Origin of the sequence: Candidatus Koribacter versatilis Ellin345 (assembly GCF_000014005.1) — a bacterium.
Lineage (GTDB): Bacteria > Acidobacteriota > Terriglobia > Terriglobales > Acidobacteriaceae > Korobacter > Korobacter versatilis_A.
Window position 1 is genome coordinate 3,439,337 of the sequence record NC_008009.1, and the last position, 24,563, is coordinate 3,463,899.

Consider the following 24,563-nt stretch of genomic DNA (forward strand, 5'->3'; position numbering starts at 1 on the left):
GAGGGATACGAGCTATTTTTCTATTTTAGCTGGAGATCCGTTGCATTTTCTCCCGCAGTGAAAACATAGACAGCGATGCACGTCGAGGAGCATGCGTTGTATGCTTCAGGCTTCGAAAATGCAGGGTGCCCCATTCTAGGGATTCACCTCCTTTGTGAATCGCTAGGCAGGTCCGGAAAACTTCCGCAGCAACAATGCGTTCAGTCGGCGAGCCTGATGCGTCTGAAAGACGCATCTCTTCTGCCCCGATCTCACCCAAGCGCAATAAGCACCATCTACCCGAAGCCCTGAAATCCTTCGTTCCCTTCGTGTCCTTCGTGGTGAAAGTTTTTAGAATCTGGGCCCCCTTTACCACCCAGTTAACAAAATCCTTCCACTTTTTCATACCACCTTTGCGGCAAACGCGACGAATCAGCAAATTTTCCCGGTCCAGGGTCGCGGTTTACGCCGTTTGAAGAGAAAAATCCGGGCGCTGGAACGATCACCGGAAAGTGGTATGACGCCGTAAATCGTCAGGAACCATGCGGTTGCAAGCGTATGTTAACTATTTTGTAATTTCAGGTTTTACGGGGAGTTCTAGGGTTTTCTTCGGCAATTTTAGTATTTGCAAAACCCCAAAATCGCTTCGCGCCTAAAAACCCTTCGTGGCCTTCGTGGTGAAAGCTTTTACTCAGCGTGCAGAATCCGAGCAATATCAATCCGCAGCGCGCGCCGTAACGGCAGCAGAGCAGCACCCATCAAAATCGCCAACAAACACGCGATCGCCCCAGCATAGCTAATCGGATCAAGCCCGCTGATGCCATACAGCCCGCGCCGCAAAACTTGCGAAAGCCCGGCCGTGACGCCCACTCCAGCGATAAGCCCAATCGCAACCGGCCATGCAAACCGCCGCAACACGGCAGAAAATATCTCAGCGCGATGCGCCCCCAGCGCGAGCCGAATCGCGATCTCCCGGGTGCGTTGCGACACCGCGTAACTGACAAGTCCGAGCAGTCCAACCACCGCAAGAAAAATCGCAATGCCCCCCAGCAAACTAATAATCGTAGCGACCTGTTCCACGACCGCAACATTCTTGCGAAATCCCGCGCTCAGCGGCGTGATCGTCGGAAAGAGTTTCGTGTCACCTTCCGCAGCCACCGACTTAATCGCAGGCAAAACATTTGCCGGATCGCCTGCAACGCGCACCAGCACCGACATCGAAGCCAAGTGCTCCGCCGCTGGTGGGTAGTAGAGTTCGGTCGCGTCGGTGTTGTTGAGTTCCATCGCGCGCGTATTCCCAACCACGCCGACGACTACGTTCTTCGTGTTCTTCCAGGGCTTGCCGATAGGATCTTCGTTGGGCCAGCGCTGGCGCGCGAGCGACTCACTCAACATGACCGCGTTGTTTTCCCCAGGCTGAATGAGCCGCCCGCGGAGCAATGGGATCTGCATCGTCTGGAAGAATTCAGGCCCGACCCAGTTGGGATAGATCAACACGCGCTTGCCGTTGACGTCGATGCTGGTGATCATCACCTCTTTACTGACGAGCGGCGGATTGAGCGCCACAGACACCGAAGCCACGCCCGGCACGGCGCGCAAACGCTCCTGCATCTGGTCGAGATAGGTCTGCGCGGTCGCCGCGTTGTAGCCGTGATCATGCAATCCAGGATCGATGGAGTACACCTGCTCGTATCCAAAGCCCGGATTTGTGTACAGCGTGTGCAGAGTCGCGCGGACCAGCAATCCCGCAAGAATAAGCAGCACACAACTAGCGCCGACCTGTGCACACACCACGAACTGGTGCCACAGCGTCCGGTTGGTTTTGTGGCGGACCATCTGCACGGTCGGCAGGAATCCGAAAAACATCGCGGCAAGAAAGCCCATGGCGGCGGTGAACACGAGCACACGCCAGTCGGGCACGGCACTCATCCACGAAGGAGCGTTAGCGTACGTGAGGGTGAGTCGCAGCGCGACGTAACTGAGCGGCAGCGCGGCCACCGCGCCAAGGAACCCGAGCAGAAAGTTCTCAGTAAGCAGTTGCCGGAAGACGCGGAATCGCCGTGCACCAAGCTCAAAGCGCAGACGAATTTCGCGTTGTCGACTGGCGCCGCGCGCCATGAGCAGTCCGCCAAGATTGGCGCAGGCAATGCCTAGAATCAGCAACACCAGTACCGCGACGAACGCCAGTATCGGGCCGCTATCTTCCGAGGTGAAGAAGTGCGCGCCGGGCGTCACCACAATGCGTTCGTTGTCCCAGATCATCGCCGGATAAAGCTTCCGCAGTTGGTCCGTGAGCGCGAGTAACTCCTGCTGCGCGGTGGACGCCGTGAACCCTGGCGCGAGACGTCCCCACATCATGATCAGGCCATCGAACTTGGGATCGTCAAGCGGCCGGCTGCCTTCCACGAAGTACGAATACTGCGCCAGCGGCAGCCACAAGTCGGGATCGTCGACACCGAGGTTCGCGAACGATTTGCTGGCCACGCCGACCACCGTCGCCGCCTTTCCCGAGAGATGCACAACTCTGCCCACGACGGCAGGGTCGCCATTGAATCTTCTCTGCCAGAACCGATAGCTGAGCACGACCGCAGGTGGAGAGTCGGAGGAACTTTCACGATCGGGCATGAACAGGCGTCCCGCAGCAGCGGCAGCGCCCAGTTCGCTGAAGTAGTTGGCGGTCACAAAGCCAGGAGTGATGCGCTGCTCGTCGCGATCCATCAGCATCGGCATCGCCGTCATGGTTGCCATCACGGCCGAGAGCGACTTCGCGTTGTCGCCATAGTAAGTGATCGACGCATACGGCAGGTTGGGAGCAATGTTCTCCGGCGAACGTCGTTGCATGCCCACCAGCGATTGCGGATCGCGGACCGGCAGCGACTGCAGTGCGATCAGGTTGTACAGACTGAACGCCAGCGTGCTCACCCCGATGCCGAGCGCGAGCACGAGAATCGCGGTAGCGGAAAATCCCGGCGAGCGCGCCAGGATGCGCGCCCCAAAGCGAAGGTCTTGCGCAATCGATTCCACCCACAGCGTGCCGCGGCTCTCGCGACAATCTTCCTTCACCTGGTCCATGCCGCCAAAGTCCAGACGTGCGCTGCGGCGGGCCTCGGTCTCCGTCATGCCGCGCTGCATTCTCTCCGCGACGAGGGTCTCGAAGTGGAAGCGCAGTTCAGCATCGAGTTCCCTTTCCATCCGTCCGCGACGCACCAGCCGCCCAATCCAGTTCATGAGAGTTCTCCCTGCAGGATCATCCCGACGACTTCGGTGAGGCGCGTCCAGCTCTCGGTCTCCGCCTTGAGTTGCGCGCGCCCCTTCGTCGTAAGGCGATAGAACTTGGCCTCGCGCCCGGTTTCAGACGGGCCCCAATCGGCAGTGAGGAACTCTTTGTTCTCGAGGCGGTGCAGCGCGGGATAGAGGCTGCCCTGCTGGATGTGGAGCGCGTCCTTGGAGATCTGCTGAATGCGCTGAACGATCGCGTAGCCATGAACCGGCCCAAGCGCGACGACGCGGAGAATCAGCAAATCAAGCGTGCCTTGCGGAAGATCGAATTTCGATGGAATCGGCATACCTATGGCTTCTACCTATACATGTCCAATAGGTAGAAGTGCAAGGTGTCCGTCCCTGGGATGACAGATGGGAAGTTTGCGTCGCGCTCAGCCGACGGACGAAATAATCACCATTTCTTGTGACCCACCTCGATGGAGCGCAGAGCAGTGGGGACGATAGGGGTCTTTCGACTCCGTCGCGCTGCGCGCGAGTCCGCTCAGGATGACAGGAACTGCGTCCTTCGTGGTGAAAGACTTTAGTTTTAGCGAGACTAGAGCCGCCCTGCAATCCAGGAATCCACACTGAACTTTCCCGGCCCCGAGCAGATCAGCCAGATGAAGAAGAGCACGTACAAGACTTCCGGAAGGTAGAGGAAATCGTCGAGCCAGTTTAGCGGCGAGAGTCCCTTCGGCAAAGTGGCAATCGCGCTGGTTGCGGTAGCGACGACCATATCAATCAGCAAAGCGACGCAGGCCGGGGCCGAAAGAAAACCTACAGCCAGGAACGATCCGGCAACGAACTCGACGGTCGCCACGAAATAGGCGGTCTGGCGGGGAAAGGGGATATTGGCTTTCACCAGTGTGTCGTAAACCGGCTTGGTACCGCCAGCGACAAACAATTTGTTTGCGCCTGAGATGGCGAAGAACAGCCCGATCGCAACCCGTACCAGCAGGATGGCATAGCGTTCAAGATCGCTGCTGCCCGTGAGCGCAAACTCGACCAAGCGTTTCCACTCCATCTCGTGGACCTCGATTCAGGCGAACATCCCATCAGAAACGCCCAAGCTGCACAATCAGACATTGGTATCGCTGGGCACTTTCGTTCTTGAGCCGCCACTTAGATATTGCCGATACGTTCGTCCAATAGATTCCGCGTCGCGCTTCTGGCCTACTGCTGGTGGAGAAACTATGGACAGCGTACAAGTGGAACAGAAGACCTTCGAGATGCCTCCGCGAGAGGGGATGAGCATCGCGCATTTTCTCACCGTGAAGGACATTGAGCGCTCGGCCCGCTACTACGAAAAGGTCTTCGGCGCGAAGATTCTGAGCATGGGAGACGGCAACGCTCCGGCGTACCTTCTGCTCGCAAATATCTGGATGATCCTGAACGTAGGCGGCGGCCCGACACCCGACAAGCCGACGGTAACGCTCAGCGTCCCCGACCCGAAACACATCAACAGCTTTATGAATTTCCGCGTTGCCGACATTCAAGCCTGCTACGAGCTTTGGAAAAGCCGCGGCGCTGAGTTCATCACCGAGCCAATTCCCAAGTACGGCGAGATTCGCTGCTACATCCGCGACCTTGACGGCTACATCATCGAGGTCGGACAGAGCACTGATCTCACCTACGGGTAATGCAGAGAAAGAGGTTTCCTCATGGACGAATCAAAAGCAAACGGCATGTCACGCCGGCGTCTCCTGGAGTTGGCGGGGTTTTCAACGGGAGCAGCATTGCTCGCAGGGCTGCCGCTCTTCGCCGCGGAAAATGGAAACGCGGCGTCGAGCCCGACAGCCGACGCTTCGTTTGGAACATTGCGGCAGATCGATGCCGGCGATCTGAATATCGGTTACGCGGAAGCGGGCCCGGCGGATGGTCCGGCGGTGATTCTCCTGCACGGCTGGCCCTACGACATCCATAGCTTTGTCGAGGTCACTCCGCTCCTGGCTGCGGCTGGATACCACGTCGTGGTTCCGTACCTGCGCGGTTATGGGACGACGCGTTTTCTTTCCAGCGATACGCCCCGCAATGGCCAGCAATCGGCCGTCGCTTTCGACGTCATCCATTTGATGGATGCGCTCAAGATCCAGAAAGCGATTATTGCCGGCTTTGATTGGGGCGCGCGCACGTGCGCCGTCATGGCGACGCTGTGGCCGGAACGCTGCAAGGCGATCGTATCGGTGAGTGGCTATCTCGTCAGCAACCCTGTCGTCGCCAAGGTGGCGCCCTTTGCGCCCGGTGCTGCGCTGGCGTTCTGGTATCAGTACTATTTCGCCACCGATCTTGGCCGCACCGGTTATGCGAAGTACCTCCACGATTTCAATAAGCTCATCTGGAAGACCGCTTCTCCGAAGTGGAATTTCGACGATGCCATATACGAGCGCAGTGCCGCGGCTTTCGACAACCCGGACCATGTGGACATCGTCATCCATAACTATCGCTGGCGGATTGCCCTGGCCGATGGCGAGCGCAAATACGACGACCTGGAAAAACGGCTCGCCGAAGGTCCTCCCATCACCGTGCCGACCATCACCATGGAGGGCGAGTCGAATGGCGCGCTGCACGCGCCCGCCGAAACCTATCGCGGGAAGTTCTCAGGCAAGTATGAATACCGACTGGTTGGGGGCGGTGTCGGCCACAACCTGCCGCAGGAAGCTCCGAAAGAGTTTGCGAAGGCTGTGATTGACGTCGATCGGTTCTGATGACAGCAAACAAAGTCCCCACCCTATCGCGCAAGTAACGCGCGATAAGGATGGGGCACCCAGAGCTTTGAGAACCTTCGTACCCTTCGTGTCCTTCGTGGTGAAAGATTTTGCCTTTGACTTACGCAGTCATCACCGCACGAGCGCCCGCAGTTTGCCCACGCGCTTTCCGCCGCAGCACGGCAGCCGAGATGAGAGTAATGATGATGCCCACCGGTAGCGGCTCCATCAACGTATAAGCCGCGTTGACCAACGGGTTCTGATAGAGCTGTTGCGAGTGCTGGATCGCAGCGACCTGCGCGGCAACGGTGGCGGAGTCAAGCCCCGAGGCCTGGACCTTGTGGATCTGCGCGGCGAAGTAGCCGTCCATAAAATGTGGCATGAAGTTGAAATACAGCACCTCCCACATGGCGACGTAGCAGACCGTAGTGATCAGCGTAATAAGGATGCCGCAGCCGAACGCCCGTCCGAAGGAAATCTGGCCGCCGAGGTTGTTGTCGCGGTAGCTCCGGATGCCGAAGTACACCAACAGGAACGACGCCACCATGATGGTGTAGCCGAGAGCCATGCTGTGGCCGCTGCCGATCTTGTCTGCGATGAGCAGCGAGCCGCCTATCAGGACGGAGATGATGACGCCGGCGATAAGGCCGAAGGTGAGAACGGTTTTCTTCATGTGAGGCTCCTTTTGCAAGCGATGTTGGAGTCACCTTGCGGCGGAATGGGGCCGGATGTCGTCATTCTTTCGGATGATTTTGCTGAAAACACACGGAAATCGTGCTTTTGGGTGACGCCGTCACGGCAGCAGGCCTAGTTCTTTGCCGCGCTGGACGGCCTGGGTCCGACGGGCGGCGCCGAGCTTGTCGAAGGCGCGGGCACAGTGCGTCTTGACCGTGTTTTCGGAAACGAAAAGCTGGGTTGCGATCTCGCGATTGCTGAGGCCGTGGGCCACCAGGGTAAGAATTTCCATCTCCCGTGCCGTGATCCCCAGTTCCTGCTGACGGGCCGTATCGGGCGCGAAGGGGCCGGCTTCCGCCGGAACCAGGACTTCCTTGACGACAACGGTTTCGCGAATGGTCTCGCGGCGGCGGGTGATGCGAAGCCCCAGCCATATCCCAAACGCCGCAAAGAGAACCGCGACCAGCGCCCCGTAAATTTCAAACGAATGCTCTATGACGATAAAGCGGTATTCCGTGTATTGCAGCGTGGCGATGAGCAGGCCGCCGACGAGACCAAAGATGAGAACGTGGCGCTTCATGAGAGGATCGCGAAGAAGTATAACGTGGCGCCGCTAGCCAATAAACCTCTGGAACGAATTTGCGATAAGGGCCGGCAACGCGTCCGCGTTCCGCTTGGATAACAGTTCATGTCCGGCCGCTTCGATCTCCAGGATCTCGGTGCGGGCGGGCACGAGCCTGGTTGCCTCGACTAATTCTTCGTGGGTGCAAAATCCGTCGCGCTTGCCGTGGACGAACAGCGCCGGGGTGCGCAGGTCGGGAAAGTGGGCGGTGCGCATTTGCGTGGGCCGATCTGGCGGATGCAGCGGATAAGACAACAATAGTAGCGCCGCAGCAATCTCCGGTTGCGAAGCCGCAAGCATCGACGCCTGGCGTCCACCGTAGGAATGGCCGCCGAGAAAGATGCGATTTGCGGCCTGGGTGCGCAGGAAAGCAGCTGCCTGTCGCAGTCCTTGCTGGTCCTCTTCGGCGCTGCCGCGCGGAGGCGGTCCATGCGGGCGCTTTTGCCGGAACGGCAGATCGAATCGGAGCACGACAAAGCCCAGCCTCTCGAATGCCGTCGCCACCGCGACCAGCACCGGGGCCTGGTGGTTAGCTCCGGCGCCATGTGTCAACACAAGCCCGTCTCCGGAGCGGCTCTCGGGGAGATGAAGCACGCCTTGAACAACGCCATCGCTGACGGGTAAAAGCACGAAGGAAGTTTACCTCCAGACGAAGCCTCTTTGCTGGAGAGCACCTTCGGCTCTCCGGTGACCTTGGTGGTAAGGATTTTGGGGTTCGTCCTGTAGAATCTTCCTTCGAGCATACGACGAAGGAGTGCGTCCCCTGAGCACCGAAATCCTGGCAGCTTTCTCTGTCTCACAGGCACACGGAGCGCAACATTGGATCCGCACGCACGTCCTCGACACCACGTTTAAAGGCCTTTACCAAGCCAACGCCTTCGACCTCTGCCTTCTCATTCCGTACTTCATCGTCCTCATTATTCTTGCCGCGTATGGCGTGCATCGGTACCAGCTCGTCTGGATGTACTACCGCAATCGCAAGAATAAGACGACTGACCCGCCGCAGCACTTCGCCGAGTTGCCGCGCGTCACCGTGCAGTTGCCGATCTTCAACGAACAGTACGTCATTGACCGCCTCGTAGAAGCCGTTTGCAAGCTCGACTACCCGAAGGACAAGCTCGACATCCAGGTCCTCGACGACTCCACCGACGAGACCGTCGAAGTTGCGCGCGAGGTGGTGGAGCGCTATGCCGCGCTTGGCAACCCGATCTCTTATATTCATCGGACGAACCGCCACGGCTTCAAGGCGGGCGCACTTCAGGAAGGTATGGCCGTCTGCAAGGGCGAGTTCATCGCCATCTTCGACGCCGACTTCGTGCCGCCCGCAGACTTTCTACAGAAGTGCATTCACCACTTCGCCGAGCCGGAAATCGGTATGGTGCAAACGCGCTGGACGCACCTGAACCGCAACTACTCGTTCCTCACCGAAGTTGAGGCCATCCTCCTTGACGGCCACTTCGTGCTTGAGCACGGCGGCCGCTCCCGCAAGGGCGTCTTTTTCAACTTCAACGGCACCGCCGGCATGTGGCGCAAGCAGGCCATTGAAGAAGCTGGTGGCTGGCAGCACGACACCCTGACCGAAGACACCGATCTCAGCTATCGCGCGCAGGTAAAGGGTTGGCGGTTCAAGTATCTGCAGGATGTCGAGTGCCCCGCGGAATTGCCGATCGAAATGACGGCCTTCAAAACCCAGCAGGCGCGTTGGGCGAAGGGGCTTATCCAGTGCTCGAAAAAAGTGTTGCCGTTCTTGTACCGCAGCGACGTGCCGCGGCGCGTAAAAGTCGAAGCCTGGTATCACCTCACCGCCAACATTAGTTATCCGCTGATGATCGTTCTATCGGCCCTCATGCTTCCGGCGATGGTGCTGCGCTTCTACCAGGGCTGGTTTCAAATGCTCTACATTGATATGCCGCTGTTCCTGGCATCCACGTTCAGCATCTCGAGCTTCTATCTAGTCTCGCAAAAAGAACTCTATCCAAAGACGTGGCTGCGGACATTCATGTATCTGCCCGCACTCATGGCGCTCGGGATCGGCCTGACGGTGACGAATACAAAGGCCGTGCTGGAAGCCATCGTCGGCAAGCAGTCGGCCTTCGCACGTACGCCTAAATATCGCGTCACCAACAAGGGCGAGAAATCCATCGCCGCAAAGAAGTATCGCAAGCGCCTCGGCATCATTCCCTGGATCGAACTGGCGATCGGCACGTGGTTCGCCGCGTGCGTGTGGTACGCCGTCAGCCGCGAGAACTACATTACAGTTCCCTTCCTCTGCTTGTTTGTCTTCGGTTACTGGTACACAGGACTGATGTCACTCCTGCAAGGCCGCTTCGATTCGCTCATGGGCCGCACCGCCAGCCCGGAAACCCACACCAAGCCCTTCCCCGTCGGCGTGTAGATTTCATCACCTATCCCTACGCCGAAAATTGTTTCTTCAACACGCTTACCATGCTCGGACTCAACTGCTTGAAGAGTTCCGCGTTGTACGACGCGCAGTACGGCACACCCGGCACCGATCCGTACACGATGCTTGCATCGGTTGCGTTGTCCTGCGGCCGGCTCGGGTCCATGGTGTCCACCGGAATCTTGCCGTAAGCCAGTTGCACGTTCTGGCAATTCGGAGCCTGGTTCGGCTGAATGATCTGTTGGGTGGCAACAGCATACATGCGCGACTTCGCTGCCGGAGATCCATCGGCCACTGCGGGGTCCACGTTCGTCGTCACAATCGATACCGTGTAGTCGCTGTTGAGATAAATCTCGAACGTGCGGAACTGCTGCGGGAAATCCCGAAGCGACGACACTTCGACTTCCCAGAAACCGCTCTCCGCAACCCCTCCCACGGGCGGCATAAATGCCTTCACCGTGTTCTGGTGCAGGTGCCCGGAGATCCACAGCAGAAGGTTCGGTGTGTTCTGCAGCACTGCAACCATATCCGTCAACGACACCGCATTCTGCAAGGCGGCATTCGGGTCCAGCGCCGACTCCCACCATTCGAATTCCGAGCCAATCGCTGCTACCGCGATCGGGATGTGCGCCGCGATAATCATCAATTGATGCGCCGCCTGCCCAGCCGCAAGTTCCTTTTGCAGCCACGTCCAACGCGTCGCATCCAAAAAGCCATGGCCGTGAATATCGTGCGAGCCGTCGTTCTCCGATTGCGTATCGTCCAGAACGATGACCTTGAGCGGGATGTCAGACTTCGGCACGAAGCTATAACAGGCAAATCCGCTGCCCAACGAACCATCCACAAGGCCGAACCCGTGGCCCACGGGGCTACTCGTGGAGTTGAAGAATTCCTGGATCCACTCCGCTCGCAACAGCGAGCGCCGGTTCGCATCGGCAACCACCGCAGGTGGATTCATCGAGCCAGCCGCACCTGCACCGATAATCGTGCCGGTCGGTGTCGAACCGTCGAGTACGCCCATGTGGAACGTTGGCTGCTTGAAACTCGCGCTGGTGTCGTGCAGGCACGGGAAGTGCTCGGGATTTGGGACCAGCAAATCGCCAACCGCCCACACCTTGGAGCCGATAAATGCCGATCGCAAATCGACCGTCGGATCGCCGTCCACAGCGGCACTGCCCAGCCAAAAGTGATCGTGATTGCCCAGCACCTGGTACCACGGTATCGATGGATCAAGCCCCGCGGCCTTATACGGCTTTTGGTAATCGATTGTGCTCGCGCCCAGGTGCGCCCCGGAACTCGGCGTGATCCGCTTGCCGTCCATCACGTCGATGTACCACCGCAGTTCGTTGTACTGACTGCTATTGCAAACATCGCCCAGGCATATTCCAAAGTCGAAGGGCGCTTGCTTATGCAGCGCATTCACCGTCTGCATCGCGGCGTCCAGCACGTGGGTCGTGTACAACATCACCGGCGAATAGATGGAGGTTCCCGGCGCGCCATACACCGGGTCTTCTTGTTGCAGATAAATAATCTGGTTGGGCGTTTCCTTGTCCGTCATGTGGACATCGGCCGTGGCAAAGAAATTCGCGAACTGCTTCAGCCGCGCCGGTTTCGACAGCCCATACCCATCCGGCATAATGTCGTAGCGCGACTCGATCCGCAGCGGCCCGCCGTACGTATAGTTCCCGTACCCATATTCGCTGTACTTCGAAATCAGCGGCAGTTCGGTGGGACACAGCCCCGTACCCGAGTTCGGACCGGAAGGTTGCGCCGGTATTGGAAACGACAACATGCGCTCGGTCGTCTTCCGCACTGGCGCGTTGGAAGGAATCGGGTACGTCGGATGGTCGCTACTCCCGCTACCGCATCCAAGGTTTCCCGCCAGTTAATACCCGCAGCGGCAGAAAACGAATACTTCACGAAGTCTCTGCGCGAAACATCATGGATCAACCGCAAATCGCTACTGTCCAGAATCACTCTTCCGTCCGAATCGCCCATGCTCGTCCCCTGCTGTCTATGTAGTGTTCACCGTTCTCTACATCGGGAGATCGGGCAGGAAACTTTAATTACGGAAGGGTGCGAAGGATTCGTGCAGGAGGCGCGAAGAACGCCTGCGCTGGTGCCCAATTCACCAGTGAATATCGTGGTTGCGAAGGATCTTCTCCATCGCTTCGCGGTTCTCCATCACGGTGCGATATAACTCGGTGTAGTGGTCGCCCTGCTTCCACTTCATCTCCGCAAGCGCGCGTTTCTCGCCTACAAGCTCTTCCATCCCCTGCCACTCCAGCAGAATCACCGCGAGATGAAAGTAGGAGTCGCGCTCGCCGAAGCCGCCCTTGGGATATTCGGTCGGGATAGCGGGAAAGCTGCGCGTCAGATCCTCATAGAGCGATCTCATCTCACCTTCGCGACGTCCCAGCACCCAGTGCCCTTGCTCGTGGACGTACTGCGAAAGAGCGAGATCGTCATTCTGCAGAAAACGGCAGTTCATTGTGAGCACAGGCTTGGAGTGCGCCATGGCGCAGCGCTCGATGCGGATCTCGCGGGTAATGGTGAACTTCGACAGGTCGTACTCGCTCGACAGCCGCCCGAGTTGAAGTTCCGTCTCCTGCTCGCACGGTCCTTTATGAGCAAGTTCAATCTTCAGCTTCGGCGTCGCAGCAAACGATACGGCCGTGAGTGCGAGCATCCAGAGCGCTAGCGAAATTCGCATGACTGCCACCTTGCAAAGCGCAAACGGATTCGCGCCTCGCAATACTAGGGCAATTGTGACCTGAATTCAGCGGCCTTTTAGTTCCCCACGGTCACCACTTTCAGGCTTTTCCCCTCGACGAGCACCAGCTTACCGCCCACTCCCGCCACAAATGCAGTATCCGTCTGCGAATCCACTGCAATCGCATAAGGACGACTGTCCGTCTTCACGGTTCCCACAACCGCGTTCGTCTTCTCATCAATCACCGTCACTGAATTTCCTACCGTGCTCGCGACATAAACGCGCTTGTTCACAGGATCGATGGCGACTGCCTGCGGGTGCTGGGCAACTGCAACGGTCGCAAGGAGATTGTTGTTGCTGCTGTCAATCACGCTCACGCTGCCGGTCGCGTAGTTAGCCACGTAGACGCGGTGATTCACAACATCCGCCGCAATCGCACACGGGAACTCACCGGTTGGAACATAAGTGACGGTATTCGTCTTGCCATCCAGCACCGCAATACGCGACGCGCCCGTGAGCGAGAAGTAGGCGCGATCCGTGGACGGATCGACCGTCGCGCCCCAGATGTGGTTGCCTGCGGGAACCTGGATCGCTGCATTGGTGGCGCCGTTAAGAACGGTGACGTCGTTCCCTTCGTAGTGGACGAAGTAAAGTTTGTTCGCCTCGGCGTTTACGGCGATGATGTCGGCCGCACTTCCCTTCGCCATGGATTGGGTGGTGTTCGTCTTGCCGTCGATGACGATCATGGCGTCCCCGAAGGTCTTCGAAATATAAATTTTGTCACTCGCAGGATTGGCGGCGATTCGATACGGAAAGTTGCCGACAGGAATCGTCGCGGTGGCGCTGTCGGTGTTGCCGTCAATCACACTGATGCTGGCGCTGCCGGTGTTGGCGACATAGATCTTGTTAGTCTGCGGATTGATGTCGAGGGCTTCGGGACCCGCGCCGACTTTGACCGTCTTGGCAATACGAGTCACCGCATCCACGACCGTCACGGTGCCGTTCACTGTGTTCACCGCATACACTTTGCTGGTCTTGGGATTGACGGCGACGCCGCGCAGGCTGATCTCGGTGCCGACCGCAGGCGGAAACTCATTTTTCGCGACTGTCTTCTGCGGGGCTGCTTTGCCACTCGTCAACCAAAATGTAGCATTCGCAATCAGGCGATTCTGAATGTCACTGGTGAAGATCCTGTCACCGTGCCCAATGTTCATGTAGACCATCTTGTAGCGCGTGTTCGTCCATACGATCGGCAGGTCGCCCTGGGTAAGAATTCCTTTCAGCCCGAGCGGATAGTTTGCGGGATCGAGCGTAAGCAGGACCTGCACATCCTTGCTGAGCCGCGGGCTTGGCGTCCAGATATACCACTCGTTATTAGGCGCGACGTAGGACTCCGGAAGACCCGCGGTCGCTGGATGCTCGCGCGCATCAACGCGGATTTTCGCGGGCATCGGAGGCCAGCTGTTGTCGTAGAAAACAGCGCCGCCCATAAAGTCCACGAACCATGGCCAGTGCGTACTCTCGTCGTTGTAGCCGGAGAAATGGAAGCCGAGCCATGCGCCGCCATTGGTCATGTATTGCTCAAATGCAGCCCGCTGTTCGGGCTTGGTCGGAGCGCCATTGAGCCACACGACAAGCTGATATTTCTTCAGCGTGTCGCCGTTGAGTTCGCTCCAATCCGCGGTCGCGTCGAAATCAAAATTGTTGAGATGCCCCAGCTCGCGAAAATAATCGAGCGCCTGCTGCGCGAATTGCACGTGGTCCGGCTCGGTCTCGGTCGTATAGAAGGCGAGCACATGGAAGCGCGGCGACGTTTGCGCCTGCGCCACTTTGAGAGCGAAAAGTACGAACAGCGCCACAACGAACACTGCGCGTTTAATCATGGATGGGCAGCCCACAGAATGGAGTTCTTGAAGATCGTTGTGAAAGCTTCGTTCTGGAACAGCTCCGGATGGTGTCCCATAAAGATGTAAATGTTCCGCGCCTTCATGCGCTCGTTGCTCCAGATCACCGGATGGTCTCCCATCTTCGTCTTCGTGTCAGGCTTGTACGTGGACTCATCCACATGCGCCAGCACGTGCACATTGGGTCGCGGCGACCGATCATAGGTGTACCACTCTTCGTTCTCGATCATGAAGCTCGCCGGCACTCCTTGCAGCACCGGATGTTTCGCGTCTTCCACCACGACCTTGGCGGTCGCGAACTTTGCGATGTAATCCTTCCAACGAATACCGCCCATGAACTCGTGGAACCACGGCCACATGGCGTAGCCGTCAAATTCACCAAGCAACGTGGCGTGGTGAAATCCAATCCAGCCGCCTCTTCCCTGCTCAATGTATTTCTGGAAGGCTGCCATCGCCTTCGGCGTCCACATATAGGGCGGGTAGTTGAGTTGAATAAAAAGCTGGTAATGCGAGAGAAAGTCGTCGTCGATCTTCTCCGTGTCCTCGATGTAATCCACCGAGAAGTTCTCTTGCTTCGAAAGGTCACCGAGCCATTGCTTCGCCGCGTCCACAAACGGCTGATGAATCCCTCCGTGCTCCGCGAGAGCGATCACGCGGAACTTGGGCGCCGAGGCCTGCCCAAGACCCGCCGTCGTGATTGCAATCAGCAGAAAGAGGGCGGAGTAAACCGCACGGAGTGTTATCGCCGATGGCCGTTCGTTCAAATTGCTTCTCAATATCTCGCCTTTGATCTTCGTTCGATATCATAGCTCCCACTCTGCGCAAAAGCGCGCCGGATGCAGCATTCGGGATGCGAAGGACGCTTTCGTCGCGTAGTATTGCTGCCGAGCAAGAAGCAATGGACATCAGGATCTTCCCCAATCGCAACGCGATGGCAGCGGCCGCCGCCGAACAAGCCGCTGGCGCGATTCGCAAGGCACTGGCTGCGAAAGGCAACGCACGCATCGTCGCGGCAACAGCTGCCTCGCAAAAAGAGTTCCTCGAAAACCTAACCTCGGCCGCAGAAATTGATTGGGCGAACGTCGAGGCCTTCCATCTCGATGAATACGTCGGCCTCCCAATCTCGCATCCGGGCAGCTTTCGCAAAATGCTGAAGGAACAATTGGTCGAGAAGACCGGCATCAAGAACTATCACCTGCTCCACGGAGACGGCGACATCGCCGAAGTTCTGCGCGAAAAAAACGCAGCTCTCAGCTCCGCCCCGATCGACATCATGTTTCTCGGCATCGGCGAAAACGGGCATCTCGCGTTCAACGATCCTCCCGCCGATTTTGAAGTCGAAGATCCATACCTGGTGGTGCAACTTGATGAAGCATGTCGCCAACAGCAAGTAGGCGAAGCGTGGTTCTCCGACATCTCACAAGTTCCCGAGCGAGCAATTTCAATGTCGATAAAGCAGATTCTCAAGGCGAAGGAGTTGCTTGCCGTTGTGCCGGGTCCGAAAAAGGCGGACGCAATCTGCGCCTGCTTCAATAGTGGCGTCTCGCCCATGGCGCCTGCATCCATCCTGCGCCGCCACTCCAACGCAACCGTGTATCTCGACCGCGAGTCGGCCGCGTTGCTGCATCCGCGTGACGGCGCGATCCACGTGACCTTCGAAAGATGAGCGTTGTGGCGCAACGTTCCATAAACCGCCCGCGGCCCATTCCATCGCTGCGCTGGTGGATAGGCGGGCTGCTGTTCGTTTCCACGGCGATCAACTACCTCGACCGTCAGACCCTCTCGCTTCTCGCGCCTTACCTGAAATTGGAGTACCACTGGACGAACACCGACTACGCAAACATCGTGATCGCGTTCCGTATTGCATACACTATCGGCCAAACCGCGTGCGGCCGCTTTGTGGATAAAGTCGGCACCCGACGCGGCCTCTCCATCACGGTTGCGTGGTATTCGCTGGTATCGCTGCTGACTTCCTTCGCCCGCGGCTTCGCGAGCTTCGCGGGGTTCCGCTTCTTATTAGGAGCAGGCGAGGCCGCGAATTGGCCGGCCGCGACCAAGGCCGTGTCTGAATGGTTTCCCGAGAAAGAACGCGCCTTGGCAACCGCCCTGTTCGACAGCGGATCGTCCATCGGCAGCGCGATTGCGCCTTTCGTTGTGCTTTCCATCTACTTCCGGTGGGGATGGCGTCCGGCGTTCATGATTCCCGGCGCGCTCGGCTTTGTCTGGCTCATCGCGTGGCGATATTTGTACCATCCACCGCAGCAACACCCTCGCGTGAGCGCAGCCGAGTTGCAGTACATCACCGCCCCGGCGGGTGAGAGCGCAGCATCAACGGACTTGCGCTCGCCACGCTGGCGCGAATTGCTGAAGTTCCCGCAGACATGGGCGATCATTGTCGCCAAGAGCTTCACCGATCCCGTTTGGTTCTTCGTCACCGATTGGTTCCCGATCTACCTGGTCGCGAAAGGCATCACTCTGAAGAGCAGCCTGGTTGCGATTTGGATTCCGTTCCTCGCAGCCGACCTCGGCAATTTTTTCGGCGGCGGAGTTTCGGGTTATCTCATCCAGCGCGGATGGACTGTAGGCAAGGCCCGAAAAGCACTCGTCGTCTTCGGCGGAATCGGCGTCCTCGCGCTCATTCCAACCGTCCTCACGCAAAGTCTATTTGCGATCTCCGGATTGTTCGCGATCGCCACCTTCTCATACTCCGTGTTCTCCACGATGGCAATCGTCCTGCCGTCCGACGTCTTCCACAGCGACTCGGTTGCGACTGTCAGCGGCTTCAGCGGTTCGGGCGCAGGAATCGGCACCATCATCGCCTTCGAACTGGTCGGCCACTTCTCCGACGCGCGGAGCGCGCAGGGCGTCCACTCCTTCGATCCAATCCTGATTGTTGCCGGGATGGTTCCCTTCGTCGGGATGCTGCTGGTGCTGGCTCTGCTGCGCAACAGCAAAGCAACGGAAGAGGGGTACGCACGGCCGATATAAAAAGCGGGGCACCTCAAGAACATCTCGAGGCACCCCGAATTACACCGACTCCAGTTCGCGAACGTACTCCACAACCGACTCACTCCAGCCGTCAATGTGCGTCCACGGACCGTAGCCCACTCCGTTTTTGAAGCTCGCCACGTTGATCACGTAGCCGCGGCCACGTGGGCCCGGAACGCGATCGTGCGACTGCTCGTCGGTGATCACGATCACCCGATCGTACGCTTCGCGAACCGCGTCCAGTGCGCGCCCCAGGTACGTTCCGCCGTGCACCTGGCTGGAGTCGATGGCGTCGCGCAGCGCGAATCCACGGCGTGCGGGCACCCGTATGGCGGTGTCCGAAAAGCTGTAGATCGCCACGTCCTCGCAGATTTCGCGCAGCAAAATCGCAAGTCCGTACGCAGCATCCGTTCGCAACATCTCCGAACGGTTGGAGAGCGGTGCGGTCATCGAGCCCGAAACGTCCACCAGCAGGACGGTCTTCCCTGCCAGCTTCCGCTGCGCCGCAACGCTCTTCAGCATCGCCTGCTCGAGTTCCTCTTCCCACTGCGGCGCATAACGCGCCGCGGCAATAAAGCGGAACGGCAGCACGCGGTCGGTCTTCATCACCGCCAGCGCGTCGCGCACCAGCTTCGCGTCCACCTTTGCTTCCTGCATGTTTCGCAGGTTGCGAAGCAGCGCCAGCGCGCCGAGCTTACGCTCGCTGAGCAAACGCTCGAAGGTCTCGCGCTTGTCGGCCCCACCCGAAAGTGCAACCTCCCAGGTATCGGGCGCCGCAAGTTCGCCCGCGATGAGCCGCTTCCACAGCTCCGCCTGTGCCTCGTGCAGGGGCTTGGCGTGCGAGAGGAAGAGCACGTCGCGCAGCTTTACCGGCGTATCGCGGTTGTACTTGGCGAGCGCGTACTCATCGAACTTCGGGATCGCCGCGGCCAGCCCCTTCTTCACCTGCGCCGAAAGCGGAGCACGCCCCTCGGCCCAGTAGATGGCAACAAACTCGGTGAGTTCATCGGCACGCTGGATCACGCGCTCGAGGGTCTCGGCCACGAGCTTACGATGCGTCGCCAGGCGAGCCATCTCACGGACGAGCAGCAACGGCGCATGGCGCAGCTTCATCTGCTCGCGCGCCTCGATGGCCAGCGCCGCAACTTTCTCGGCCGCAACCTTTGGCACCAGTTCGCGGATACGCGCGGCGATCGCCACGCCGTCCTCGTAGAACTGGTCCTCCCACAGGAGACAAGCGAGCACGGCACGACGCAACTCCGCCTCAGGCGAGATCGAGCGCGCCGGCGCTCCCTCGTGCGTGCGCAGCCCAGGAAGTAGAGTGCTGAGTTTCAGGATGTTCAATCGGGCCATGTTCGGCCTCCTTCGTCGGTCCGCCATTTGCTGCCGGCGGGTAATTCAGCCGGCGCAGCAAACGCTACGAAGGCCTACTTGATGGTCGTCTCGCCGGAATTCACTGCGACTCTTTCGTCGCTGAACTTGAAGCCGGCGGGCTTGAGAGTCGGCGAGGTGTTGATGATCAGCGCCATTTCACGCATCTGCTGGATACTCATGCTGTCGCGCTCGCAATAGCTGGTGCATTCCGCGACCTTGAACGGCACGAGCCGCGTTGCATCCCAAACGTAAGTGCAGAACACCAACTCCTCGCTCTCTCGGAACCCCTTCTGGCGGTGGCCATGCACGCAGCGCGAGCACAACGATTCCGTGCCGATGGGTGTTCCGTTCTTTATCGTGACCTTGGCCATCACCTCTCGCTTTCTAACCAACGTTCGACGGACTGTTTCCATTGGATGCCCCATGTCTCGCGATTTTCGAGACATGGGAGTTTTCGCTCCGCGGCCAGCCCACCACTACTCTCCGCATCACCACGACCCTCTCTTGTCATCCTTGAGGCGGTTTTTCGCGCCGAAGGATCTGCTGTTCTCCTGGCGAAAGCCGGCGGAACACATCCCCATCACCATCACCCCCTCTTGTCATCCAGAGGAGCGAAGCGACGTGGGATCTGCTGTTCTTCAGGCGTAAGCCGGCAGAAACATTCCCCCACCACGACGCTATCTTGTCTTCCAGAGGAGGGCGCCAGCCCGACGCAGCCAACTAACCCGATCGGGGTACAAGCGACACGGTACGTTTTGGCGCTCTGCCACTGAGCTACGGGCCCCCGTGATGGACCCGGCAGGATTCGAACCTGCGACCTCCCGATTACGAGTCGAAGTAACCGATGTCTTCGCCACCGATCGAGAACTGAAAAAACAAAGCGTACCGGGGAACAGGCGAGAAGAGCGGCCTCAGGATTTGCAACCTGCGGTGCCTCTTGGTTCGGGACTACGCCCCCGCCCCGCAAGCGCTCCTTACCTGCCGGATCTCCCAATCCGGACGGCCATTGGCGTGGAGGAAGTATCTCTTCTCTTCGCCACCGGTAACATCGCGGTCAGGGAACAAACGCGTGCGGCATTTGAGGGTTCGAACCTCACTCCTTTCGGAGCTACCAGAAGTATCCGCACACTACGCCACTGACCTAGTTTGAGCTGGGGGAACAGACAAGTTCAGTCCTCCCGAAGGAGGGCGATTGACAGTCGAAGTAACCGAACTCTTCGCCACCCAACTACTTAGGCTATAAGGTGCTATTGGAGGAATAGTCGGATCCGGCACGAACACGTCAGGAAGTAACCGGAGCCTGCGCCATCCAAAAGCTTATTTGTTTTTCACGATTGCGTAGGAGTTATGCAGCCGGAAGTTAGCTGAAATCAGCGAGATACGCCCATTTGCAGACGCTTCCGTTACCGGTCAGCGGCTGCCTACGCTTCGAGATTTGCGTTATGTGTTCCATGGGGCGTTTCTCCTACGCGTTTTCTACAATCGCATGAGTTGGGAATTTCTGCAAGGGGGAAAATGGGGAAAAAACAAGAAATTCGTCAGCAGATTGTATAGAGATCGTAGCTAGAGTTCATACTACTCGTCAGAGTGCCTCATTCTAAGCTTTCGCTCTTTGACGAGCTTTCTTCTTCGCTTCGCACTCTTTCCACGGCGTGGAGAGAGACTAGCATGTACTCATCAGTACACAAAATCCTTCAACTTCCACGTACCACCTTTGCGGTAGATTTCTCCGAAAATCGCGAATTTGAAAAATTTCCGCGTCCAGGACCACTTTTCGATGGCTTCCAGGAAGAAAATCAGGGGTCTGGATCGGGCAATTTTCGCGCCGCGTCCAGACCCCCTCTTTGCAAATCCCCAGTAAATAAGCACTTAGAAAAAGTTGTTTACTAAGTTCTAACTTCGGGTTTTACCGTAAGTTTTCCTCGTTTTTTCCCGTTTATTTCTGTTCCGCGATCCACGAATTCACGCGGCGCTCGAGAACATCGAGCGGCAGCGCTCCCGAATCAATCACCTCGTCGTGATATTTGCGGATGTCGAACTTCGCTCCCAACTCCTGTTTCGATCGCTCGCGCAGCTCGATAAATTTCAACTGCCCCATCTTGTAACCCAATGCCTGCGCGGGCCACGCGATGTAACGGTCGGTCTCGCTCTGCACGTTGACTTCGTCGATGGCCGAGTTGTTGTGGAAGTAATCCACCACTTGCTGCCGCGTCCATTTCTTGTAGTGAAATCCGGTGTCCACCACGAGCCGGATCGCGCGTAACAGATCATCCTGCAACCGCCCGTAATCGTTATACGGATCCTGATAAAAACCAACTTCTTTGCCGAGCCGCTCGGAGTACAGCGCCCAGCCTTCGACGTAAGCGGTGTAATACGCTTGCTGCCGGAACTTGGGCAGCGTTGGAATTTCCTGTGCGATCGAGCCCTGGAGGTGATGTCCGGGAACGCCCTCGTGATAAGCAGTGCTTTCCATGTCGATGGTGAGGCGCTTGGCGAAGTCGCCGGTGTTAACCATGATGTGGCCCGGGCGCTTGCCGTCAGGAGTGCCGGAGTTGTACTGCGCCGCCGACGCTTCTTTCTCGCGGAATTCTTCGACCGGCATCACGATGACTTTTGCTTTTGGCAGGGTGCCGAAAAGCTCCGGCAGCTTCGCCCACATCTGGTCTTCGTATTTCTGGTAGATGTCGAGGATCTGCTGGCGCGATTGAGCATGGAGCTTGGGATTGTCCTTGATCGTGGCTTCGAACGACTTCAGGTCGCTGTAGCCCATCTTCTTGGCGATTTCGAGCATGGCAGCGCGATCCGCCGCGACTTGCTGCAAGCCTAGCTGGTGAATTTCTTCGGGCGTTTTGTCGGTGGTGGTGCTCTGCTTCACCATGAAGGCATAGAGTGCTTCGCCATCGGGGAGCGACCATGCGCCTGGATCAGTTCGGCCTTTGGGAGCGTATTCGTCGGCGACGAACTTGGTGAACTCTTCGTAAGCCGGGGTGACCTTGGTTGAGATCGCGGTGATGACGGCGTCGTGCAGTCGCTTTTGGTCCGCAGCGCTGATGCCATCCGGGAACTTCTTCACCGGGCCGGCGAAGGGGCTATCCTCCGCCTTCGTCTCGGCGAGGCCCTTGGCCTGCTTTACAACTTGATCGAGCAGGATCTTCGGGGGAATGCGGCCGCTCTTCATCCCCATGCGCATGAGGTCTTCGGTCTGGTCGAAAACCAGAGGAAGAAGATTGAGACGGGCGATGAAGTCTTCGTAATCCTTCACGGTTTCGAAGGAGAGCAAGTTGACGAGCTGTGGCGCATCAATGTGGATGCCACTGAATTGATTGACTGGCATCTCCCAAGTCTTAAAGCGAGCACCTTCGAGACCCATCTTCAGTTGGCGAAGCAACAATTCCTTGTTGAGCTGCTCCTGCTCGGGGAAGCCCGCCGTATCGACTGCTTCGAGGCGAGCTACATATTTCCTGGTTTCGTCCAGGTCACGCAGGACCGCGGCGTACGACGCATCGCTCAGTTTATCGTTGTAGCGCTTATCGCCGAGGATGGATGCGTACTCAGGATTCGTACGCATGGTGTATTCCCAGTAGTCGTCGAGAATCTGGTTGAGTTGCTTGCGCCGGTTGTCGACGTCGCTGCCTTGCGCCATGAGTGCTCCCGCGAACATGCAGAGTGCGAGGAGCGTGGAAAGAAAACGCATAGAAGATCCTTTTCGAGCGATAGGTGGATGCCTCCCCACGAGGCGTCTTTCCGTTATACGCTTTGGGCGGCTTTGCAGTTCCATCTAGTCGAATTCGCAAGCTGCTGCATCCAATACTTTTGGGTGGGTAAAACAAACACAATCCGGTGGCTGGTTGCGGCAGCGCTCATCGTGGGCGGCGTATTTACGGTCAATTTCTATCTCGATCGCGAGGTGCAGACGCTCGCCCGCGACATGCTCGCCGAGCACTTCCATAGCGAAGTTGCGCTCGACACAATTCACGTGCGCTTGCTGCCAACGGCGAGGGTCAGCGGCTCGGGGCTGGTGCTGTCACAGACCTACGGCGGCGCGAAGATACCCTTTATCAGCGCGCAGAAGTTTTCGGCGAACGCATCGCTCTGGGGCATGTTGTCGCATACGCGGCAGCTCCATCATGTGCGCGTGGAAGGACTGATTATTACGGTGGCGCGCCACCCGCAAGGCGAAAAACAGCCGACGGCGAAGCGCAAGGTCCCGGAGCTCGATATCGACGAAGTGGAAGCGGATGGCGCCAAGCTTGTGATTTTGGCGAACAAACCCGGCAAGCGAAGCCTGGTGTACGACATGCACCATCTTGTTCTGACGCAAGTAGGAAAGAGCAACGTGATGCACTATCTCGCGAATCTGCGGAATGCGCTGCCGCCGGGCGAGATCGAAGCCGAAGGGAGTTTTGGTCCCTGGAATTTCGACGACGCTGGAGGGACGCACCTCGACGGCAACTACGTTTTTAAGAAAGCCGATCTCGGTGTGTTCAAGCAGATTTCGGGAACGCTGTCGTCTACCGGGTCGTTCACTGGCGAGTTGGGCAGAATTGATGTGAAGGGCTCAACCGAGACGCCGGATTTTGCAGTGAAGTCCGGTTCGCATCCGGTGAATTTGCATACGGATTTCGACGCCACCGTGGACGGAACCAACGGCGACACACAATTGCACAGCGTGCGGGCCAAGCTGCTCAACTCGACCTTTGTTGTGAATGGAACAATTGTTGATGTACCGGGGCCGACGGGGCACATCATTTATCTGCATGTCGTTTCCGACGATGCAAAGGTACAGGACATGCTGCGGGTGGCGGTAAAGACGCCACCGGCGATGAAGGGCGGCCTGAAGTTCGACGCGAAAGTAAAGATCAACCCCGGACAGGGACCGGTACGAAACCGCATTACCGCGGAGGGCCGCGCCTATATCGTGAACGGATACTTTTCGAGCGAGACGGTCTCGGAGAAGATCGCGGAGTTGAGTAATCGCGCCCAGGGAAACCCCAAAGGAGATAAAGACGCGCAGGTACCTGCGAAGTTCGATACGGCTTTCCGACTGGATGCGGGCAAACTCGCAATTCGCTCGCTTAATTTCAATGTTCCGGGGGCGGAAGCGAAGCTGCATGGGACGTACGTATTGGACGATCAAACACTCGATTTCTCAGGGACGGCGATGTTGCAGTCCACCGTCTCGGAGATGACGACGGGATTCAAGTCGCTATTGTTGAAAGCCGTGGATCCGATGTTTAAGACGAAGAATGCCGGCACAGTGCTGCCGATCACGATCACGGGCACGCGCGACGAACCGAAGTTCAAGGTTCAGATGAAGCGCTTAGGAGAGGCCAAGAAAGAGGCGCAGAGCAACTAGGCGTGCGCCTTTTCGTAATCCGCGATTGCGTCTGCGTGGCGCAGGGTCAAGCCGATGTCGTCGAGGCCTTCGAGGAAGCAGCGGCGAGTAAACCCGTCAACTTCAAAGTCGATAGAGAGTCCGTCGGCGCCGCTGATCGTGCCTTTCTCCAAATCAACCGTGAGTTGATAGCCGGGGTTCTTTTCGGCGCGAGCGGCGATTGCGTCTACGTTTTCCTGCGATGTGACGATTGCTAGTACTCCGCTGTTGCGGCAGTTGTTGTGGAAAATGTCGGCGAATGTGGGGGCAATCACCACTCGGAAGCCGAAATCTTCAATGGCCCAAGGCGCGTGTTCACGCGAAGAGCCACAACCGAAGTTCTTCCCTCCGACCAGGATCGACGCACCTTTGTAGCCGGATTGATTCAGAACGAAATCGGATTTCGGATTGCCCGCCTCGTCAAAGCGCCAATCGAAAAAGAGGAACGGACCGAAGCCGGTGCGCTCGATGCGCTTGAGGAATTGTTTCGGGATGATCTGATCGGTGTCAACATTGGGCCGCACGAGCGGCGCGACGATGCCGGTGTGAACGCGAAATGCCTTCATA

The 24,563-nt window shown here is 58.0% G+C and carries 21 protein-coding genes; 6 read left to right on the forward strand and 15 right to left on the reverse strand.

The window, feature by feature from the left end:
• Positions 1–25: 25 nt before the first annotated feature.
• The 4 genes from ACID345_RS14930 to ACID345_RS14945 form a co-directional block, all read right to left on the reverse strand.
• Positions 26–385, reverse strand: a complete 360-nt coding sequence (locus ACID345_RS14930; RefSeq protein ID WP_041855751.1) for a hypothetical protein — start codon at positions 383–385, stop codon at positions 26–28.
• 281 nt (positions 386–666) lie between these two features.
• On the reverse strand, positions 667–3,207 hold the full coding sequence (locus ACID345_RS14935; RefSeq protein WP_011523698.1) for an ABC transporter permease: 2,541 nt from the start codon (positions 3,205–3,207) through the stop codon (positions 667–669).
• Complete coding sequence (locus ACID345_RS14940) at positions 3,204–3,545, reverse strand: PadR family transcriptional regulator (protein ID WP_011523699.1); 342 nt, start codon at positions 3,543–3,545, stop codon at positions 3,204–3,206. The genes ACID345_RS14935 and ACID345_RS14940 overlap by 4 nt, the downstream gene beginning before the upstream one ends.
• Before the next feature lie 251 nt (positions 3,546–3,796).
• The gene (locus ACID345_RS14945; protein WP_011523700.1) at positions 3,797–4,264 is read right to left on the reverse strand and encodes a DoxX family protein; all 468 of its coding nucleotides are present in this window, start codon (positions 4,262–4,264) and stop codon (positions 3,797–3,799) included.
• A 169-nt stretch (positions 4,265–4,433) separates the two neighbouring features.
• Between ACID345_RS14945 and ACID345_RS14950 the strand changes: the two genes are divergently transcribed.
• Together ACID345_RS14950 and ACID345_RS14955 are read left to right on the forward strand one after the other, a co-directional pair.
• Positions 4,434–4,880 (forward strand): VOC family protein, encoded by a 447-nt coding sequence (locus ACID345_RS14950; RefSeq protein ID WP_011523701.1) that lies wholly within the window; start codon positions 4,434–4,436, stop codon positions 4,878–4,880.
• Between the two features lie 21 nt (positions 4,881–4,901).
• Entirely contained in the window at positions 4,902–5,945 is a 1,044-nt protein-coding gene (locus ACID345_RS14955) for an alpha/beta hydrolase (protein ID WP_011523702.1), read from the forward strand.
• Positions 5,946–6,066: 121 nt separating this feature from the next.
• Here ACID345_RS14955 and ACID345_RS14960 read toward each other — a convergent pair whose 3' ends face one another.
• The 3 genes from ACID345_RS14960 to ACID345_RS14970 all read right to left on the reverse strand — a co-directional run bounded on the left by ACID345_RS14960 (position 6,067) and on the right by ACID345_RS14970 (position 7,872).
• A complete protein-coding gene (locus ACID345_RS14960; RefSeq protein WP_011523703.1) occupies positions 6,067–6,618 on the reverse strand; it encodes a DUF4199 domain-containing protein in 552 nt (183 codons plus the stop codon).
• A 120-nt stretch (positions 6,619–6,738) separates the two neighbouring features.
• Complete coding sequence (locus ACID345_RS27435) at positions 6,739–7,200, reverse strand: helix-turn-helix domain-containing protein (protein WP_011523704.1); 462 nt, start codon at positions 7,198–7,200, stop codon at positions 6,739–6,741.
• A gap of 33 nt (positions 7,201–7,233) precedes the next feature.
• Positions 7,234–7,872, reverse strand: coding sequence for an alpha/beta hydrolase family protein (locus ACID345_RS14970; protein ID WP_011523705.1), 639 nt, complete (start codon positions 7,870–7,872; stop codon positions 7,234–7,236).
• 124 nt (positions 7,873–7,996) lie between these two features.
• Between ACID345_RS14970 and ACID345_RS14975 the strand changes: the two genes are divergently transcribed.
• The gene (locus tag ACID345_RS14975) at positions 7,997–9,637 is read left to right on the forward strand and encodes a cellulose synthase family protein (protein WP_011523706.1); all 1,641 of its coding nucleotides are present in this window, start codon (positions 7,997–7,999) and stop codon (positions 9,635–9,637) included.
• A 16-nt stretch (positions 9,638–9,653) separates the two neighbouring features.
• Here the strand turns inward: ACID345_RS14975 and ACID345_RS14980 are convergent, their stop codons facing one another.
• From ACID345_RS14980 to ACID345_RS14995, 4 genes are all read right to left on the reverse strand, one after another.
• Positions 9,654–11,435 (reverse strand): TIGR03768 family metallophosphoesterase, encoded by a 1,782-nt coding sequence (locus ACID345_RS14980; protein WP_011523707.1) that lies wholly within the window; start codon positions 11,433–11,435, stop codon positions 9,654–9,656.
• Positions 11,436–11,771: 336 nt separating this feature from the next.
• On the reverse strand, positions 11,772–12,356 hold the full coding sequence (locus tag ACID345_RS14985; protein ID WP_011523708.1) for a hypothetical protein: 585 nt from the start codon (positions 12,354–12,356) through the stop codon (positions 11,772–11,774).
• Positions 12,357–12,433: 77 nt separating this feature from the next.
• Positions 12,434–14,239, reverse strand: coding sequence for a ThuA domain-containing protein (locus ACID345_RS26375; RefSeq protein WP_011523709.1), 1,806 nt, complete (start codon positions 14,237–14,239; stop codon positions 12,434–12,436).
• Positions 14,236–15,024: a ThuA domain-containing protein gene (locus ACID345_RS14995; protein ID WP_228370653.1), complete on the reverse strand. Its 789-nt coding sequence runs from the start codon at positions 15,022–15,024 to the stop codon at positions 14,236–14,238. Before ACID345_RS14995 ends, ACID345_RS26375 begins: the two co-directional genes overlap by 4 nt.
• Positions 15,025–15,158: 134 nt before the next feature.
• Here ACID345_RS14995 and ACID345_RS15000 point away from each other — a divergent pair, with 134 nt between their 5' ends.
• Both ACID345_RS15000 and ACID345_RS15005 read left to right on the forward strand, forming a co-directional pair.
• Complete coding sequence (locus ACID345_RS15000; RefSeq protein ID WP_011523711.1) at positions 15,159–15,926, forward strand: glucosamine-6-phosphate deaminase; 768 nt, start codon at positions 15,159–15,161, stop codon at positions 15,924–15,926.
• On the forward strand, positions 15,923–17,248 hold the full coding sequence (locus tag ACID345_RS15005; RefSeq protein ID WP_011523712.1) for an MFS transporter: 1,326 nt from the start codon (positions 15,923–15,925) through the stop codon (positions 17,246–17,248). The genes ACID345_RS15000 and ACID345_RS15005 overlap by 4 nt, the downstream gene beginning before the upstream one ends.
• 39 nt (positions 17,249–17,287) lie before the next feature.
• Here ACID345_RS15005 and ACID345_RS15010 read toward each other — a convergent pair whose 3' ends face one another.
• From ACID345_RS15010 to ACID345_RS15025, 3 genes are all read right to left on the reverse strand, one after another.
• Complete coding sequence (locus ACID345_RS15010) at positions 17,288–18,601, reverse strand: TROVE domain-containing protein (protein ID WP_011523713.1); 1,314 nt, start codon at positions 18,599–18,601, stop codon at positions 17,288–17,290.
• A 74-nt stretch (positions 18,602–18,675) separates the two neighbouring features.
• Entirely contained in the window at positions 18,676–18,993 is a 318-nt protein-coding gene (locus ACID345_RS15015) for a hypothetical protein (RefSeq protein ID WP_049761919.1), read from the reverse strand.
• A gap of 1,565 nt (positions 18,994–20,558) precedes the next feature.
• Positions 20,559–22,316, reverse strand: a complete 1,758-nt coding sequence (locus ACID345_RS15025; protein WP_011523715.1) for a DUF885 domain-containing protein — start codon at positions 22,314–22,316, stop codon at positions 20,559–20,561.
• Between the two features lie 123 nt (positions 22,317–22,439).
• Between ACID345_RS15025 and ACID345_RS15030 the strand changes: the two genes are divergently transcribed.
• Positions 22,440–23,978 carry a hypothetical protein gene (locus ACID345_RS15030; RefSeq protein ID WP_148210129.1) on the forward strand — a complete coding sequence of 513 codons (1,539 nt, stop codon included), beginning with the start codon at positions 22,440–22,442 and terminating at the stop codon, positions 23,976–23,978.
• On the opposite strand, the gene leuD is transcribed toward ACID345_RS15030, so the two are convergent.
• Entirely contained in the window at positions 23,975–24,562 is a 588-nt protein-coding gene (gene leuD, locus ACID345_RS15035; protein ID WP_011523717.1) for a 3-isopropylmalate dehydratase small subunit, read from the reverse strand. The two genes, ACID345_RS15030 and leuD, sit on opposite strands and share 4 nt — an antisense overlap.
• Position 24,563: the final 1 nt, after the last annotated feature.